At 70.5% G+C, this 16,915-nt stretch carries 16 protein-coding genes and 1 tRNA gene; 11 read left to right on the forward strand and 6 right to left on the reverse strand.

The genetic code is table 11. The features are described from left to right. Positions 1-24 precede the first annotated feature (24 nt). From paaA to K7G59_RS10430, 5 genes are read left to right on the forward strand one after another with little or no spacing between them, the layout of a single operon-like run. Entirely contained in the window at positions 25-1,086 is a 1,062-nt protein-coding gene (gene paaA / locus K7G59_RS10410; RefSeq protein WP_225832582.1) for a 1,2-phenylacetyl-CoA epoxidase subunit PaaA, read from the forward strand. Continuing rightward, positions 1,083-1,370: a 1,2-phenylacetyl-CoA epoxidase subunit PaaB gene (paaB, locus tag K7G59_RS10415; RefSeq protein ID WP_225832585.1), complete on the forward strand. Its 288-nt coding sequence runs from the start codon at positions 1,083-1,085 to the stop codon at positions 1,368-1,370. The genes paaA and paaB overlap by 4 nt, the downstream gene beginning before the upstream one ends. Further along, complete coding sequence (paaC, locus tag K7G59_RS10420) at positions 1,367-2,086, forward strand: 1,2-phenylacetyl-CoA epoxidase subunit PaaC (RefSeq protein ID WP_225832587.1); 720 nt, start codon at positions 1,367-1,369, stop codon at positions 2,084-2,086. Before paaB ends, paaC begins: the two co-directional genes overlap by 4 nt. After that, positions 2,080-2,619, forward strand: a complete 540-nt coding sequence (paaD, locus tag K7G59_RS10425) for a 1,2-phenylacetyl-CoA epoxidase subunit PaaD (RefSeq protein ID WP_225832589.1) — start codon at positions 2,080-2,082, stop codon at positions 2,617-2,619. The genes paaC and paaD overlap by 7 nt, the downstream gene beginning before the upstream one ends. After that, positions 2,619-3,683, forward strand: a complete 1,065-nt coding sequence (locus K7G59_RS10430) for a 2Fe-2S iron-sulfur cluster-binding protein (RefSeq protein WP_225832591.1) — start codon at positions 2,619-2,621, stop codon at positions 3,681-3,683. Before paaD ends, K7G59_RS10430 begins: the two co-directional genes overlap by 1 nt. 708 nt (positions 3,684-4,391) lie before the next feature. Here the strand turns inward: K7G59_RS10430 and K7G59_RS10435 are convergent. Continuing rightward, positions 4,392-4,871, reverse strand: a complete 480-nt coding sequence (locus K7G59_RS10435) for a MarR family winged helix-turn-helix transcriptional regulator (protein WP_225832594.1) — start codon at positions 4,869-4,871, stop codon at positions 4,392-4,394. A gap of 101 nt (positions 4,872-4,972) precedes the next feature. Here K7G59_RS10435 and K7G59_RS10440 point away from each other — a divergent pair, with 101 nt between their 5' ends. After that, a complete protein-coding gene (locus K7G59_RS10440; protein WP_225832596.1) occupies positions 4,973-5,854 on the forward strand; it encodes an NmrA/HSCARG family protein in 882 nt (293 codons plus the stop codon). Positions 5,855-6,835: 981 nt separating this feature from the next. On the opposite strand, the gene K7G59_RS10450 is transcribed toward K7G59_RS10440, so the two are convergent. The 4 genes from K7G59_RS10450 to K7G59_RS10465 all read right to left on the reverse strand — a co-directional run bounded on the left by K7G59_RS10450 (position 6,836) and on the right by K7G59_RS10465 (position 11,302). After that, positions 6,836-7,183, reverse strand: coding sequence for a rhodanese-like domain-containing protein (locus tag K7G59_RS10450; RefSeq protein WP_225832598.1), 348 nt, complete (start codon positions 7,181-7,183; stop codon positions 6,836-6,838). 31 nt (positions 7,184-7,214) lie between these two features. Continuing rightward, on the reverse strand, positions 7,215-8,027 hold the full coding sequence (locus K7G59_RS10455) for a hypothetical protein (RefSeq protein WP_225832600.1): 813 nt from the start codon (positions 8,025-8,027) through the stop codon (positions 7,215-7,217). 146 nt (positions 8,028-8,173) lie between these two features. Continuing rightward, positions 8,174-9,688, reverse strand: a complete 1,515-nt coding sequence (locus tag K7G59_RS10460) for a DUF2252 domain-containing protein (RefSeq protein WP_374114208.1) — start codon at positions 9,686-9,688, stop codon at positions 8,174-8,176. 153 nt (positions 9,689-9,841) lie between these two features. Then, positions 9,842-11,302 carry a cellulose binding domain-containing protein gene (locus K7G59_RS10465; RefSeq protein WP_308295017.1) on the reverse strand — a complete coding sequence of 487 codons (1,461 nt, stop codon included), beginning with the start codon at positions 11,300-11,302 and terminating at the stop codon, positions 9,842-9,844. Positions 11,303-11,684: 382 nt separating this feature from the next. On the opposite strand from K7G59_RS10465, the gene K7G59_RS10470 reads away from it, so the two are divergent. Then, on the forward strand, positions 11,685-12,869 hold the full coding sequence (locus tag K7G59_RS10470) for a glycosyltransferase family 2 protein (protein ID WP_225832606.1): 1,185 nt from the start codon (positions 11,685-11,687) through the stop codon (positions 12,867-12,869). A 13-nt stretch (positions 12,870-12,882) separates the two neighbouring features. Further along, positions 12,883-13,077: a hypothetical protein gene (locus tag K7G59_RS10475; protein ID WP_225832608.1), complete on the forward strand. Its 195-nt coding sequence runs from the start codon at positions 12,883-12,885 to the stop codon at positions 13,075-13,077. 184 nt (positions 13,078-13,261) lie between these two features. On the opposite strand, the gene K7G59_RS10480 is transcribed toward K7G59_RS10475, so the two are convergent. Further along, a tRNA-Leu gene (locus K7G59_RS10480) sits at positions 13,262-13,345 on the reverse strand. Between the two features lie 460 nt (positions 13,346-13,805). On the opposite strand from K7G59_RS10480, the gene K7G59_RS10485 reads away from it, so the two are divergent. The 3 genes from K7G59_RS10485 to K7G59_RS10495 all read left to right on the forward strand — a co-directional run bounded on the left by K7G59_RS10485 (position 13,806) and on the right by K7G59_RS10495 (position 16,896). Then, entirely contained in the window at positions 13,806-14,663 is an 858-nt protein-coding gene (locus tag K7G59_RS10485; protein WP_225832611.1) for a DUF3662 and FHA domain-containing protein, read from the forward strand. 10 nt (positions 14,664-14,673) lie between these two features. After that, complete coding sequence (locus tag K7G59_RS10490; protein WP_225832613.1) at positions 14,674-15,204, forward strand: FHA domain-containing protein; 531 nt, start codon at positions 14,674-14,676, stop codon at positions 15,202-15,204. A gap of 132 nt (positions 15,205-15,336) precedes the next feature. Further along, positions 15,337-16,896, forward strand: coding sequence for a Stp1/IreP family PP2C-type Ser/Thr phosphatase (locus K7G59_RS10495; protein WP_225832615.1), 1,560 nt, complete (start codon positions 15,337-15,339; stop codon positions 16,894-16,896). Positions 16,897-16,915 lie beyond the last annotated feature (19 nt).

Consider the following 16,915-nt stretch of genomic DNA (forward strand, 5'->3'; position numbering starts at 1 on the left):
CCCGAGGTCAGTCAGGGGGACCGCATGGCCACAGCAGCCGCGCACCGCACGGCCGGCACACCGGCGGACGGCGCACCGGACACCGTCGACACGACGGCCTACCAGCACGCCTTCGACGCGGCGGTGGCCGCGGACGAACGCGTCGAACCACGCGACTGGATGCCCGACGCCTACCGCGCCACACTGGTCCGGCAGATCGCCCAGCACGCGCACTCCGAGATCATCGGCATGCAGCCGGAGGCCAACTGGATCACCCGGGCGCCCACCCTGCGCCGCAAGGCGATCCTGATGGCGAAGGTCCAGGACGAGGCCGGCCACGGCCTGTACCTGTACAGCGCGGCCGAAACCCTCGGCACCAGCCGCGACGAACTCCTCGACAAGCTGCACAGCGGCCGCCAGAAGTACTCCTCGATCTTCAACTACCCCACGCTGACCTGGGCCGACGTCGGCGCGATCGGCTGGCTGGTGGACGGCGCCGCCATCACCAACCAGGTCCCCCTGTGCCGCTGCTCCTACGGCCCCTACGCGCGCGCCATGGTGCGGATCTGCAAGGAGGAGTCCTTCCACCAGCGCCAGGGCTACGAACTGCTGCTGGCCCTCAGCAACGGCACCGCCGAGCAGCGCGCGATGGCGCAGGACGCGGTGAACCGCTGGTGGTGGCCCTCCTTGATGATGTTCGGTCCGCCGGACGACGAGTCCCAGCACTCCGCGCAGTCGATGGCCTGGAAGATCAAGCGCCACTCCAACGACGAGCTGCGCCAGCGCTTCGTCGACATCTGCGTCCCGCAGGCCGAGTCCCTGGGCCTCACCCTCCCCGACCCGGATCTGCGGTGGAACGAGGAGCGCGGTCACTACGACTTCGGCGCGATCGACTGGACGGAGTTCTGGGAGGTCCTCAAGGGCAACGGCCCTTGCAACGAACAGCGCATCACCCAGCGCAGGCGCGCACACGACGAGGGCGCATGGGTGCGGGAGGCAGCCGCCGCCTACGCGTCCAAGCACACCCGAACCACCACCGACACCGCCGACACCGGCACCCCCGGAGACACCGGGAACACCGCGGAGACGGGAGCGAACCGAGCATGAGCACCACCGACTGGCCCCTGTGGGAGGTCTTCGTGCGCTCCAGGCGCGGCCTCTCCCACACCCACGCCGGCAGCCTGCACGCCCCGGACGCGCAACTCGCCCTGCGCAACGCCCGCGATCTGTACACCCGGCGCGGCGAAGGCGTCTCGATCTGGGTCGTCCCCGCCTCCGTGATCACCGCCTCCTCGCCCGACGAGAAGGACCCCTTCTTCGAGCCCGCCGCCGACAAGGCCTACCGGCACCCGACGTTCTACGAGATCCCGGACGGGGTGAAGCACCTGTGACCGCCACCGTCCCCGTGACCGCCGCACTCGCCCTCGGCGACGACGCCCTGGTGCTCTCCCATCGTCTGGGGGAGTGGGCCGGCCACGCCCCCGTCCTCGAAGAGGAGGTCGCCCTCGCCAACATCGCCCTCGACCTCCTCGGCCAGGCCCGGATCCTGCTGTCCATGGCCGGCGACGAGGACGAGCTTGCGTACCTGCGCGAGGAGCGGGACTTCCGCAACCTCCAGCTGGTCGAACAGCCCAACGGCGACTTCGCCCACACGATCGCCCGCCAGCTGTACTTCTCCACCTACCAGCAGCTGCTCTACGGCGAACTCGCCGCCCTGGACGGCCCGTTCGCACCGCTGGCCGCCAAGGCGGTCAAGGAGGTCGCCTACCACCGCGACCACGCCGAGCAGTGGACCCTGCGACTCGGTGACGGCACCGACGTCAGCCGGGAGCGCATGCAGCGGGCATGCGACGCGCTGTGGCGTTTCACGGGGGAGATGTTCCAGCCGGTGGAGGGCCTGGACGTCGACTGGGCGGGCATGGAGGCCGCCTGGCTGGAGTCCGTCACGGACGTTCTCGGCCGGGCCACCCTGACCGTGCCCGCGGGGCCGCGCACCGGCGCCTGGGCGGCGGGCGCCGGCCGGCAGGGCCTGCACACCGAATCGTTCGGGCGGATGCTCGCCGAGATGCAGCACCTGCACCGCAGCCATCCGGGGGCGACATGGTGACCGCCACCACCCTGGAAACGGAACTGCTGGAGCTGGCCGGCTCGGTGCCCGATCCCGAACTGCCCGTGCTCACGCTCCATGAGCTGGGTGTTCTGCGCGCCGTCCGGGTCAACGGCCCCGACGCGGTCGAGGTCGACCTCACCCCCACCTACACCGGCTGTCCGGCTCTCGAGGCGATGACGTCGGACATCGAACGGGTCCTGCATGCGCACGGCGTGCGCGAGGTCACCGTCCGCACCGTGCTCACGCCCGCCTGGTCCACCGACGACATCACCGCCGAAGGCCGCCGCAAGCTCCAGGAGTTCGGCATAGCTCCCCCGCGTGAGCGCCACGACACCGGCCCGGTGCCGCTCACCCTCAGCCCGACCCGGACCGGTGCGACGCAGCGAGCCGAGGCCGCCGACCCCCTCCGCTGCCCGCACTGCGGATCCGCCGACACCGAGTTGCTGAGCCGGTTCTCCTCCACCGCGTGCAAGGCGCTGCGCCGCTGCCTCGCCTGCCGTGAACCGTTCGACCACTTCAAGGAGTTGTGATGGCGCGCTTCCACCCGCTCCAGGTGGCCGCGGTCGACCGGCTCACCGACGACTCCGTCGCACTCACCCTCGCCGTCCCGCCGGAGCTGCGCGGGGAGTACCGGCACGCGCCCGGTCAGCACCTCGCCCTGCGCCGCGTCGTCGACGGCACCGAGATACGGCGCACCTACTCGATCTGCTCCCCCGCACCCGACCCGGACGGCGAGGGACCGAGCACCCTGCGGGTGGGCGTACGCCTGCTGGAGGGTGGCGCGTTCTCGACCTACGCGTTGAAGGAGATCAACCCCGGCGACAGGCTGGACGTGATGACCCCGGCCGGGCGCTTCACCCTGGAACCGGCACCGGGTGTGTACGCCGCCGTCGTCGGCGGCAGCGGCATCACGCCCGTCCTGTCCATCGTCTCGACGCTGCTGGCACGCGAGCCCGAGGCCCGGTTCTGCCTGATACGCAGTGACCGCACGGCCGCCTCGATGATGTTCCTTGAGGAGGTCGCCGACCTGAAGGACCGCTATCCGGAGCGGCTTCAGCTGGTGACCGTGCTCTCCCGGGAGGAGCAGCAGGCGGGCCTGCCGTCCGGGCGGCTCGACCATGAGCGGCTCACCGGACTGCTGCCCGCGCTGCTGCCGGTCGGACAGGTGGCGGGGTGGTTCCTGTGCGGGCCCTACGGGCTGGTGCAGGGTGCGGAGAAGGCGCTGCGCGAACTGGGCGTGGACCGGTCCCGAATCCACCAGGAGATCTTCCATGTGGACGCCGCTCCAGCCCCGGACCGGACTGCGTCGGCACCCGAGCACAGCACCGTCACCGCCCGGCTGGACGGACGCGGCGGCAGCTGGCCGGTGCAGGACGGCGAGTCCCTGCTGGAGACGGTCCTGCGCAACCGGCCCGACGCGCCCTACGCCTGCAAGGGCGGGGTGTGCGGCACCTGCCGAGCCTTCCTGGTCTCGGGCGAGGTGCGCATGGACCGCAACTTCGCGCTGGAGGAGGAGGAAACCGAGGCCGGTTTCGTGCTGGCCTGCCAGTCGCACCCGGTGACGGAACACGTGGAACTGGATTTCGACCGCTGAGTCGACGCTTGGTTCCCTTGTCATGACTCAAAACCTGTTCTGCCCTGCCCTCCGACGCCCTATCCCCGCGCTTCGGTGGGCAGGGACCGGCTCCTCCGGGAGGACAGGTCATGGACTTCACCTTCAGCGTGGAGCAGCAGGCGGCGCCCGGAGGGCGCGTGGCGTGTTCGCCGGCGTGGCCCGTGGATGCGGCGCCCAGTCCGGCGCTCATCACCGGGACCGTCGCCGAGGACGTCGACCGGGAACGGCGAGGCAGACTCGCGGACGCCGATCTGCTCAGCCTGCTGCTCGAGCCCGGGTACAGCCCGGGGTGTTTGGACGCCATCGCGTGGTGCCTGGTGCTGCGTGAGTCCGCCAAGGTTGTCCGGCCCGACCAGAGCGTGAGGCGTGTGAGGGGCAAGCCCCCGTTTCCGCGCCTGCCTCACAGTTGTCTGGTGGCCCCTCATGCACGTGAGCCAGTCAGGCACGTCCGCATTCCTGCCGAGCGGGGCGCTGAGCCGGCAGGAAGTGTTCCGGCGAAGCATCTCCTGAACGAGCGTGCGACGGCGCGATCGACGCAATGCGGCGATGGGGCCCAGTGGCCGCACCTGTCCTCCTCGTTGCCACCTTCTCGACACCGGCCCCGCGGCGCGGATCGGCCGCCCGAACGGGAGCCGGCGCTGCGGCGGAATGACCAGAACGTGTGGCCGCTACGCGAACCCGGCGGACTCAGTCCGCTTTCGGCCGGGACCGCAAACGCCGCATCTGGGTGTGGCTGAGGTCGTGTGCTCGTCGCATGTGCCGGGTGATCACCTCAAGTTCGTCCTCGGTGTGGTCGTCGAGGAGCCTCTGCCACGTCTGGCCGAGGTCGTCCCACACCGAGGTGACGCGGGCCATGCGCTCCGGCACCGGACTGACCAGCACACGGCGGCGGTCTTGTGGGTCGGGGGTGCGGAGGACGTAGCCGCCACGTTCGAGCCGGTCGACCAGGCGTGTGGCCGATCCTGTGGTCAGGCCCGTCATGTCGGCGATCTGCTTGACCGTGAGCGGCCCGGGCTCTGCTGTCAGCAGGCTCAGACACTGCACGTCGGTCGGATGCAGTCCGAGATGGTCGGCGATGGCTTGGTTGAACAGCACGTAGGCCGCCAGGTAGCGGCGGGACTCCCTCGACAACTCCTCGTACAGCCGGGCCCGACGTGTGTCTGCCATCTGGATCACACTCCAAATTGCTGCACGGCGCAGCAATTTCTCCTAGTCTTCTGCGTGACGCAGTTAATGCGCTACACAGCGATAATACTCATGGGGGAACCATGCTCACCGTTGCCGTCACCGGAGCCACCGGAGCCCAAGGAGGGGCCACCACCCGCGCCCTGCTGGCAGCTGGCCACCAGGTGCGTGCGCTGACCCACCGGCCCGACTCACCCGCCGCCGACGCCCTGCGCAGCCTCGGCGCCCAAGTACGCCACGCCGACTTCGACGACCGCCCTTCGCTGGAGGCCGCCCTCACCGGAGCGGACTCACTCTTCGCGGTCACCACCCCGTTCGGCACCGACACTGCCACCGAAGTCCGGCAGGGCACGACCCTCGTCGATGCCGCAGCAGAGGTCGATATCCGGCACATCGTGTTCACCTCCGCCGCCCACGCCGACCGGGGCACCGGCGTCCCGCATTACGAGAGCAAGCACCTGATCGAGCAGCACCTGCGCGCAGCCGGGGTGCCCTGGACGGTGATCGCCCCGGCCGCGTTCATGGACAACTACACCAGCGGCTGGACTCTCGACGGGCTGCGCGACGGCACCTTCGCCTGGCCCATGCCCGCCGACCGCCCCCTCACGCTCATCCCCGCCGCCGACATCGGCGCCTTCGCCGCGCTGGCCCTCCAGCGCCATGACGAGTTCACCGGACTTCGCATCGACATCGCCTCCGACAAGCGCACCCCCGGACAGATGGCGGAGATCCTCGCGACCGCCATCGGTCTCCCGGTCGCCCACCAGGAAGTACCCCTCGCCTACGTCCGGACTCGATCGGCCGACCTGGCAGCCATGTTCGAGTACTTCACGACCGCCGGCCTCGACGTCGACGTCACCGGGCTACGCCGCGACTACCCCGAAGTCAACTGGCACAGCTTCACCGACTGGGCCGTCGCCCAGGACTGGCCCACACTCCTGTCCCACACGCCCACGCCTCAGTGACGTCCTCCGCCTGCGGCTGCGCCCGGGACCGGCTGCGCCCGCAGGCTTCCACCGGCAAGGCCCCTCCCTGGCGTACGTCGGTCCCCGACACCGCCCTGCCGGGCGCCACAGACCAACACCTGTCAGATGAACGCCATGCTGAAGGCGTTCGGCCTCACACGACTCGCCTGACAAGTCCTCAACGTCATCCGCGACACCCCCGAGATCGCCGACACCGAAGTCCTGTCGACCCTCGCCGTCAACGCCGGCATCGCCATGCCGGCCGACGCCATCGACACCGTTCTGGCCGACGGCTGGGCGGACCATCCCGCACCGGGCCTGCTCTCGCTTACGCCTGATGGCACCAGCGCCTGACCGACGTGGCTCCGCGCATCGACGCGTTCCGTGAGCTGTCCACGACCGGCATCTCCCAGGACGAGTACTGGCGTGCTCGCCCGGGCGCCGCCGCTGGAGCACAGCGCGGGCGCGGCGGCCGTACAGGCTGATCCGGTCCTGACGGTCGCCCCGCAGGGCCGTACCGGGCACGGCCCGCCCCGCTCGCCGTCGGCGCCCGTCGCGGCGGCGGGTTGTGGATGCTCGACCGGGGGGGGCAGACGGAGGTTCCCTGGGCGTGCGACACAGGAGTTGGTCGTCGTACCCGCGCACGCCGGGCCGGGGGACCGTTGCTGACGCTCGTGCCGCATGCGCACGGCGGGGTGGCCATGGCCCTGGACGCTCTGCCGGCCAGCGGCGGCACTCGGGCTCGGTGAGCGGGTGCCTGGGATGACCAGGTGCTTGGGATGATCGGCGCGTACACCGCGAAGCGGCGAGCAGTTCGGCTGCTGCACGCCGGGTTCGGCGCGGACACGGAGTACGCCCTGCACCGGTACCACGCCTGGGCCGAGCACCTGGAACCGGCGCTCGGCCCGCCGGGCGCTCACGCAGAGGCGCTGGGGGACCTGCTGGCGGCGCATCCGCTCAGCGGACCCACGACCTGTCCCACTACAGGACGAAGCCCTGCTGGCCGTCGTCGGTGACGACCGGGCGGCCCGCGGCGGCCCAGACCTGCATGCCGCCGTCGACGTTCACCGCGTCGATGCCCTGCTGGACCAGGTACATCGTGACCTGGGCCGAGCGACCACCGGAGCGGCAGATGACGTGTACGCGGCCGTCCTGTGGGGCGGCCTCGGTCAGCTCGCCGTAACGGGCGACGAACTCGCTGATGGGGATGTGCAGCGCCCCCGCGGCGTGGCCCGCCTGCCACTCGTCGTCCTCGCGGACGTCCAGCAGGAAGTCGCCGTCCTTGAGGTCCGTGACCTCGACCGTGGGAACACCAGCTCCGAAACTCATGCCTCCGACGCTACCCGACGGATCGCGTGGTTCACTCCCCCGCCAGCAGGCCCGCCAGCTCGGTCTCCCGCTCGGTGATGTCGGTGTGCAGTTTGCCCGCGATCTCGTCCAGCAGGCCGTCGGGATCGTCCGGGGCGAGGCGGAGCATGGCGGCGATCGCACCCTCCTCCAGTTCGCGGGCGACCAGGGTGAGCAGTTCCTTGCGCTGGGCGAGCCATTCGAGGCGGTCGTACAGCTCCTCGCTGGGGCTCGGGAGACGCTCGGGCGGTACGGGCCCCGCCGCCCATTCCTCTGCCAGCTCCGTCAGCTGGGTCTCGTCGCCGCGGGCGTACGCGGCGTTGACGCGGATGAGGAACTCCTCGCGCCGCTGCCGTTCGTTCTCCTCCTGCGCGAGGTCGGGGTGGACCTTGCGGGCCAGCTCGCGGTAGAGCTTGCGCGCCTCTTCGCTGGGACGCACCCGCTCCGGAGGCCGTACGGCCTGGTCGGTGAGCATCGCGGCGGCCTCCGGGAACAGACCGTGGCCGTCCATCCAGCCGTGCAGGAGTTCTTCGACACCGGGGAGGGGCTGGACGCGGGCGCGGGCCTCCTCGGCACGGCGGAGGTCCTCGGGATCGCCGCTGCGGGCGGCCCGGGCCTCGGCGATCCGTGCGTCCAGTTCCTCGAGGCGGGCGTAGAGCGGGCCGAGTTTCTGATCGTGCAGCCGGGAGAAGTTCTCGACCTCGACGCGGAAGGTCTCCACCGCGATCTCGTACTCGATCAAGGCCTGCTCGGCGGCCCGTACGGCTTGTTCGAGCCGCTCCTCGGGCCGCGGTGCCTGGGACTGCTCGGCTTCCGGGGTCGTCACGCGCCCCAGGGTAGCCGTTGCGCTGGGCTCGGACCGGGGAGCGGTGTCTCGCCGTAGCGCTGCGGGCCTTCGCCGGGTGCGGCCTCGTCGTGGCTGGTCGCGCAGTGCCTCTCGCCCCTCCGGGGGCTGCTGCGGGCTGTCGCCCGTCACACCCCCAGCTCGGCCGCGACCCGGCCCGTCCGGATGCCCGTGACCAGTTCGGCGTGGTCCGCCTCCGTGCGGTCGGCGTAGGTGACGGCGAAGGCGGCTATCGCCTCGTCCAGCTCCTCGTTCTTTCCGCAATAGCCGGCGATGAGGCGCGGGTCGGCGCCATGGGCGTGGGCACGGGCCAGCAGGGCGCCGGTCATGCGGCCGTAGTCGTCCATCTGGTCGGCGGCGAGGGCGGCCGGGTCGACGCTGCCCTTGCGGTTGCGGAACTGACGCACCTGGTAGGGCCGCCCGTCGACCGTCGTCCAGCCCAGCAGGATGTCGCTGACGACCTGCATCCGCTGCTGGCCGAGGACCACCCGGCGGCCCTCGTGGGCCACCGGTGCTGCCTGGAGGCCGGCCGTGGCCAGATGCGGGACGAGCGCCGAGGGGCGAGCCTCCTTCACCTGGAGCACCAGCGGCTGTCCGCGGTGATCGAGGAGCAGCACCACGTACGAGCGGGTGCCCACGCTGCCGGTGCCGACGACGCGGAAGGCCACATCGTGCACGGCATGCCGGGCAAGCAGCGGGAGGCGGTCCTCGGACAGCGTCGTGACGTACTGCTCCAGGGACGCGGCCACTGCGGCTGCCTCGGCGTCCGGGACGCGGCGCAGGACCGGGGGCGCGTCCACGAACCGGCGTCCGCCGTCCTCGGTGGCCTCGGTCGACTTCGCGGCGAACCGGCCGCTGGTGTTGGCGCGCGCCTTCTCCGAGACCCGTTCCAGCGTGCCGATCAGGTCGTGGGCGTCGGTGTGCGAGACCAGTTCCTCGTCCGCGATGGCGTTCCAGGCGTCCAGCGCGGGCAGCTTGGCGAGCAGCCGCATGGTGCGGCGGTAGGCGCCGGCCGCGTCCTGCGCCGCCGCGCGGCAGGTGTCCTCGTCTGCGCCCGCCTCACGCCCGGCCAGCACCAAAGAGGCCGCGAGCCGCTTCAGGTCCCACTCCCAGGGGCCGTGCACGGTCTCGTCGAAGTCGTTCAGGTCGATGACCAGGCCGCCGCGGGCGTCGCCGTAGAGGCCGAAGTTGGCGGCGTGGGCGTCGCCGCATATCTGGGTGCCGATCCTGGTCGTCGGGGTGCGCGCGAGGTCGTACGCCATGAGGCCGGCCGAGCCGCGCAGGAAGGCGAACGGGGTCGCGGCCATCCGCCCCACCCGGATCGGGGTCAGCTCAGGGATGCGTCCGGCATTGGACTCCTCGACCGCGCTCACCGCGTCCGGGCGGGAGCCGTCGAGGTCGAAGGTGCGGTGCGTGCAGCGCGGCACGCTCGCCCGCAGCGCCTTGCCCTCCTCCTTCGGGGTGCCCGGGGACGGCCACCGCGCAAAGCCGCGCACCTGGGGCAGCCTCCGACCCGTCGGCCGAGCCGCTCCCGCACCCGCTTCGGTCACCACGACCGCCTCCCCCGCAACCCGTACATGCGCTCGCGCGAACAGTGGCACGAATCCCGCCACGAACTTCGACACGAACCGCGCCACGAACATCAACTCGTGCAGACCGTACAGCGGACGGCTGAATCACGTCAGACCCTGTGGAAAACCCAGCCGTTGTGGACAAACCCCGGCACGAGCACCCACGCCGCGCTGTGCCCGCACACCTCACGCACACCACCGGCCGCGCCCGCGGCCACGGTGCCGTCAGGACTTGGGCAGCGTGTCGACGTAGTGGCTCCCCGAGGCGGCGTAGGCGGCCACGGCCTTCTCGGCGTCCTTCGCGGACAGAGCCTTGCCGGAGCGGTAGTAGAGCCAGTCGACCCGCATGTCCCAGGCGCGCGGCGCCCCCTTGAACGGAAGGTCGATGAACCACGCGCTGAAGTTGATGCTCATGCGCTCGCGCGGGAAGTACCCGCCGCTGCTCGAGAACAGCCTCTGGCCGTCCATGGAGTAGGTGGTCACCCCGTCCACGGAGGTGATCACCATGGTGTGCCAGCCGCCGAGCTTCTGCGTACGGGAGCGGGTGACCCGGTCCCCCACGCTGCTGAGGTCACTGCTGCGCCAGCTCGTCGTGTCGAGCCGGGGGCCCAGCACTCCCCATCCGCCGTTGGGCATGTACTCGTAGTCGAGTTCGCTGTACTTCGACGACGCGTGGTCCGGGGAGATGGTGAAGAAGGACTGGGAGACGTGGTCGCCGTCGCTGCCGCTCGCCGGGCCGTCGCTGAAGTACACCCGGGCGACGAGGGTGCCGGTCAAGACGGTCGGGCCGGTGCGGTGGAACTCGGACTGCCGGGTGCCCTGCGCGGTTCCGTCCGTGACAGCCCGCAGCTGCAGGGCCTGACCTGCACGGCCGTCCTCCCCGGCGGGGAAACTGACGCCCTTCGCCGACCAGGTGTCCTTGATCCCCGGGCCGCCTTCGCCGCTGCGCACCTCCCAGCCATGGGCAGAGAGCGCCGGGTCGTCGGCACCCGTGTAGTCGAAGTCGTCGAAGAGGACGCCCGCGGGCGTCGTGGCCGCGGCCGGCCTGTGCGCGCTGGAGGCGGAAGAGGCCGCGCCGGGCCCGGGAGCAGCGGTACCCCCGTCCGGTTCCTCCCCCCAGACCAGGGCTCCGTCGAGGTACGCGGTCACGAGCTTCGACGGCGTGTAGGTGGTGTCCTTGGCGTTGAACGAGCGGTCGTCCGACTGGTTCAGCCTCTTGTGGTCGACGCGGTAGAGCTGAAGTCCGATGCCCTCGCTGGACTTGCCGGGGGCAAGGCTGCCCGCAGCCGCGGTGAAGCCGATCTGGAGGTAGTGGTCGGCATGCGGGGCCGGACGGCCCGCCCGGTCTGTCGTCTGGGTGATGTACGAGCAGCCGAGGGAGGTCTGGACGCAGTTCGAGCCGTACGCGGAGCCGCCGTCCGCCGTGTAGTAGTACCGCAGCGTCACATCGCGCAGATCGACGGGCCTACCGGAGCTGTTGATGACTTCCACCCACGGCTTCGCCACGGTGGTCGTGGCCGGGGCACCGGTTCGATACCGAACCGTGAGCACAGGGGCTTCGGACTCGCCGGACCGCCACAGAGAATGGAACACGACGCCACCCGCGACGAGGAGGCACACGAGGAGCACGAGCACGGCTGCGTTTCGTGCGCGTCGAGGAGAGTCGGAGTTGCGGCGGCGGCTCACGAAAAGCCCCCGCGGCGTGCGGCCGAGAAGGCCCGCTGCTTCTCGTATCTGCGGCTGATCACCGCAGGCAGCGTAGTCAAACTCGGTAAGACGCTCCAGAGGCGTCCCATGTTTCAACCCTGCCGGTGTGCTTTTCGTCACTTGCCTAGGGGTCATCCGATGGCACCCTATGGGGCGCACTGTCGGAATTGTCGCGCCTTTGTCGTGCAAACGGGACGCATGGAGTTCGCCTGCGGTTCCATTACGCCGTCGCTGACCGCGCCCTGCCGCCGGGCTTGCAATGGGCCGACGCGGCCTGGGTGCTGTATTTTCCGGGTGGCGTTTTCATGCCGTGCGCACAGCGGTGGGGCGTTGTGCGAATGATTCCTTGGGGGGATCACCAGTGGTGGACACCACGGCGCGCCGTACGCGTGCCGAGTCGCCGCGCGCAGCGCGCAGCAGACACCGAAGAGGCCGCGGTTCGCAGGCCGAACCGCAGAGCGATGTCGTCTACGAGACCGTCGTCCTCGTTCCGGCCCGGAACGAGGAGGTCGGAGTCCTCACGTCGTTGGAGTCCCTGGCGGCGCAGACCCGGCGCCCGGATCTCATCGTCGTGGTGGTCAACAACTCGACCGACCGCACCGAGGAATACGCGCGCCGGTTCGCCGACGACGAGCGCTCGCCGCTGACCGTCGTCCTGACCTTCGACAACAACCCGCACAAGAAGGCGGGCGCGCTCAACTTCGGACTCAGCTGGCTCAGGGAGTCCGTCGGCGGGCGGTTGAACAACCGGGTGCGGCACGTCCTCGTCATGGACGCCGACACGGAACTGCACCCGCGGTTCATCGAGCGAGCCCGCAACGTCATCGCGTCCGACCCCGAACTCGGCGGCGTCAGCGCCGCCTGCCTCGGCCGCACCGACCTGTGGCGCAATCCCTGGCAGCGGTTCCTCCTCGGCATGCAGATCATCGAGTACGGCCGGGCCGCCAACGCGCGGTACCGACAGGACGTGCACACCATGTCGGGGGCCGGCTCCTTCTACCGGGCCGAGGCACTGCAGGGCCTGATCGACTGGCGGGGCGAGGTCTTCTGGGAAGACCACAGGAACCTGGTCGAGGACTACGAGACCACGCTGGCCCTGAAGGAGTCGGGCTGGAAGGTGACCGCCAACCAGCTCTGCATCGCCTACACCGACCTCATGCCCACGCTGCGGGAGCTGATCCAGCAGCGCGAGCGGTGGAGCCGCGGGACCGTGGACACCCTGCGCCGCCGCGGCTGGACGAAGTTCACCTGGCACTCCATCACCACCATCGCCATGGGGCTGATCGGCTTCGCCTACATCCTGGGATGGGGTTCCCGGCAGCTCATCCTGCTCGCTGAGTACGGCTTCCACCACCAGGCCCTGCTCTGGGCGCTCTTCGCGTTCTGGATCGTCTATCCCGCGCTCCGGGTCCGGAACCTCGGCTGGAAGGCGATGCTCGTCGAAGCCGTCCTGGTACCCGAGCTGGTGTACACGGTGGTCCGGATGTATTGGCTCATTTCGTCGATCATCAAGTCGTATGTGACCCGCGTGTCCGCGTGGAAGTAGATCAGGGAGAGAGATGAACACCCTCAGGGGCTTGGGGGCGTGCGCGGTGCTGGCTGGCATCGCCTACGCGGTGACCAAGGTGGCAACCGTCGACCAGCTGATGCTCGGTGTCACCGTCTCGGTCGTAGCCGCGTCTCTGATCACGTACCTGGGGTCCGTCAGGCGACGCCGCATGGACCGCCGCACGGCCAACGGAAGAGCCAGGTAACAGGTAACAGGCGCGCCGTTCTCGGGGCTTGAGCGAGCCCCGAGCCCCGACCCGGCCGCAACCCTCCGCGAGACATTCGTCACATGAAGGGGAGATCGACGAAGATCGACGAACAAACGGGTCCGCACCGATCGGAAAGAAGGAACGGGCGGCATCGTGATCGATGCCGCCCGTTCCTACGGTGTGCGCGAGGGGGGAGTTGAACCCCCACGCCCTTGCGGGCACTGGAACCTGAATCCAGCGCGTCTGCCTATTCCGCCACCCGCGCATTGGGTGTGTCTTCCGGTTCCTTCCCTTTCGGGCTGGCCCCTTCCGACATCGAGAACATTAGCACGTCGCACGGGGTGGATTCACATCCCTTCCCTCCCGGCCCCCGCACCACCCGGCACCCCCGCACCCGCCCGCACCAGCCCGGCCCGACCACCCGCACGATCCGGCACGAGCCCGCACAAGTGCCCGCACGAGTGCCCGCACGAGCCCGCACGTGTCAGGAGCCCTTGTTCACACGTATCAACCTCGTACCGGTCCCGGCCGTCTCCCCCGGAGGGGGACAGGTCCGCCGTCCGGTGCGGGACACTGGTCTCAGCCCGCCTTTACGATCCTTGCCAGGAAGGGGAGGAGTTCGCAGGGGAGGCGCTGGGGGAACCGGCTGATCGCCGGGCGCGTAGATACGATCAGCGAGCAGCAGGTAGTAGAAGGCAGAGCGGCAGCGACGGAGGAGGTGCCCCATGGGAGTCCTGAAGAAGTTCGAGCAGCGTCTCGAAGGCCTGGTCAACGGCACCTTCGCGAAGGTCTTCAAGTCCGAGGTCCAGCCCGTGGAGATCGCCGGCGCGCTCCAGAGGGAGTGCGACAACAACGCCACCATCTGGAACCGGGACCGCACCGTCGTCCCCAATGACTTCATCGTGGAGCTGAGCGCGCCGGACTACGAGCGCCTCAGCCCCTACTCCGGGCAGCTCGGCGACGAGCTGGCCGGCATGGTGCGCGACTACGCCAAGCAGCAGCGCTACACCTTCATGGGCCCGATCAAGGTCAACCTGGAGAAGGCCGAAGACCTCGACACCGGCCTGTACCGGGTCCGCAGCCGCACACTCGCCTCCTCCAGCAGCCAGCAGGCCTCTCCGGCCCCCGCAGCCCCGCCCGGCCGGCCCGGCCACGGCGCTCCCGGCGGCCACGGCTACCCGCCCGCCCCCGCCGGTGTCCCCCCGATGCCCTCCGCGCCACCGCCCGGCGCCCGCCCCGGCGGCTACGGCTACCCGCAGCCCGCCGGCCAGCGGCCCCCGGCCACCCCCCCGAGCGGCGGGCGCACCCGCTACTGGATCGAGATCAACGGCACCCGCCACCAGATCTCCCGCCCGACGCTGGTGCTGGGCCGCAGCACCGACGCCGACGTGCGGATCGACGACCCCGGCGTCTCCCGCCGGCACTGCGAGATCCGAACCGGAACGCCCTCGACGATCCAGGATCTCGGCTCCACCAACGGCATCGTGGTGGACGGGCAGCACACCACCCGCGCTACGCTCCGCGACGGCTCGCGGATCGTCGTGGGCAGCACCACCGTTATCTATAGGCAAGCCGAAGGGTGAAGCGGGGGCAATGTCAGAGCTGACCCTCACGGTCATGCGGCTGGGTTTCCTGGCCGTACTGTGGCTGTTCGTGATCGTGGCCGTGCAGGTCATCCGGAGCGACCTGTTCGGTACGCGCGTCACCCAGCGCGGATCGCGTAGGGACGCCGGACGCCAGCAGCAGGGCACCCGGCAGCAGGCGGCCCGGCAGCAGGCCGCGCCCCCGCAGCAGCGCGGCCAGCAGGGCGGCGGACGGCAGCGCCGCAACGCCCCCACCAAGCTGGTCGTGACCGAGGGCACCCTCACCGGCACCACCGTGGCGCTCGCGGGTCAGACCATCACCCTGGGCCGGGCGCACGACTCCACGATCGTGCTGGACGACGACTACGCCTCCAGCCGCCATGCCAGGATCTACCCCGACCGCGACGGCCAGTGGATCGTCGAGGATCTCGGCTCCACCAACGGAACGTACCTGGACCGGTCCCGGCTGACGACTCCCACACCGATCCCGCTGGGCGCGCCGATCCGCATCGGCAAGACTGTCATCGAGCTGCGGAAGTAGTACGACAATGAGCGAGCGGAGCGAGCACGCAGCGGCGGACCACACCCCGGTCCCCGGCGCGCTCCCGACCGGAGGGTGGGCAGTGTGGCCCGACACGACCGGCTGCATTCGGAGCCGACGGGCGAGGTGCGCATGAGTCTGTCACTGCGCTTTGCCGCCGGATCGCACAAGGGCATGATCCGGGAGGGCAACGAGGACTCCGGTTACGCCGGTCCGCGCCTGCTCGCGATCGCCGACGGCATGGGCGGCCAGGCGGCCGGCGAGGTCGCCTCATCCGAGGTGATCTCCACGCTGGTCACGCTCGACGACGACGTGCCCGGCTCCGACATCCTCACCTCGCTCGGCGTCGCAGTGCAGCGCGCCAACGACCAGCTGCGCGCCATGGTCGAGGAGGACCCCCAGCTGGAGGGCATGGGCACCACGCTCACCGCCCTGCTGTGGACCGGGCAGCGGCTCGGCCTCGTGCACGTCGGCGACTCGCGGGCGTACCTCCTGCGCGACGGGGCACTGACCCAGATCACCCAGGACCACACCTGGGTGCAGCGGCTGGTCGACGAGGGCCGCATCACCGAGGAAGAGGCCACCACCCACCCGCAGCGCTCCCTGCTCATGCGCGCCCTCGGCAGCGGCGACCACGTCGAACCCGACCTGTCGATCCGCGAGGTCCGCGCCGGCGACCGCTACCTGATCTGCTCCGACGGCCTGTCCGGCGTCGTCTCCCACCAGACCATGGAGGAGACCCTCGCCAGCTACCAGGGCCCGCAGGAGACCGTGCAGGAGCTGATCCAGCTCGCGCTGCGCGGCGGCGGCCCCGACAACATCACCGTCATCGTCGCCGACGTCCTCGACCTGGACACCGGCGACACCCTCGCCGGACAGCTGTCCGACACCCCGGTCGTGGTCGGCGCCGTCGCCGAGAACCCGCACCACCTGCATGACAACGGCATCATGCAGACCCCGGCCGGCCGCGCCTCGCACCTCGGCCGCCAGGGCCGCGGACAGGGCGGCGGCGGAGAGTTCGGCCCGCCCGGCTCCGGCGACACCACCGGCTACGTCCCGGCCGGCGGCCTCGGCGAGTACGGCGACGCGGACTTCACCAAGCCCGCCAAGAGCCGCACGTGGCTGAAGCGGTCCCTGTACAGCGGGCTCGCGCTGGCCGTGATCGGCGGCGGCCTGTACGGCGGCTACCGCTGGACGCAGACGCAGTACTACGTCGGCGCCAACGGCGGCCACGTGGCGCTGTACCGCGGCATCAGCCAGGACCTGGCCTGGGTGTCGCTGTCGAAGGTGGAGAAGGACCACCCCGAGATCGAACTCAAGTACCTGCCGGCCTACCAGCAGAAGCAGGTCAAGAACACGATCACGGAGGGCGGCCTGACGGAAGCCCGCGCGAAGATCGACGCCCTGGCCATCCAGGCGTCCGCGTGCAGGAAGCAGGCGGAACGCAAGGCCCAGGCCACCGACGCCGAGCGGAACGCCTCACGGATGCCGGCCAAGACGGGAAGCACCACGGGAACCACTCGTACCGCCTTCACGTCCAAGGCGTCGCCGAGCGCGAACCCGTCGGCGTCGGCACCGTCCTCGAAGTCCCCCTCGAAGTCTCCGACCCCGACCGCGACCGCGACCGCCCAGCCCGGTCCCAGCCTCTCCGAGGATGAGCAGAAGGTCGTCGACCAGTGCGGCAAGCAGTAGGCAAGCCGTGAGAGGCCCC

This window comes from Streptomyces sp. NK08204, assembly GCF_020400585.1.
Lineage (GTDB): Bacteria > Actinomycetota > Actinomycetes > Streptomycetales > Streptomycetaceae > Streptomyces.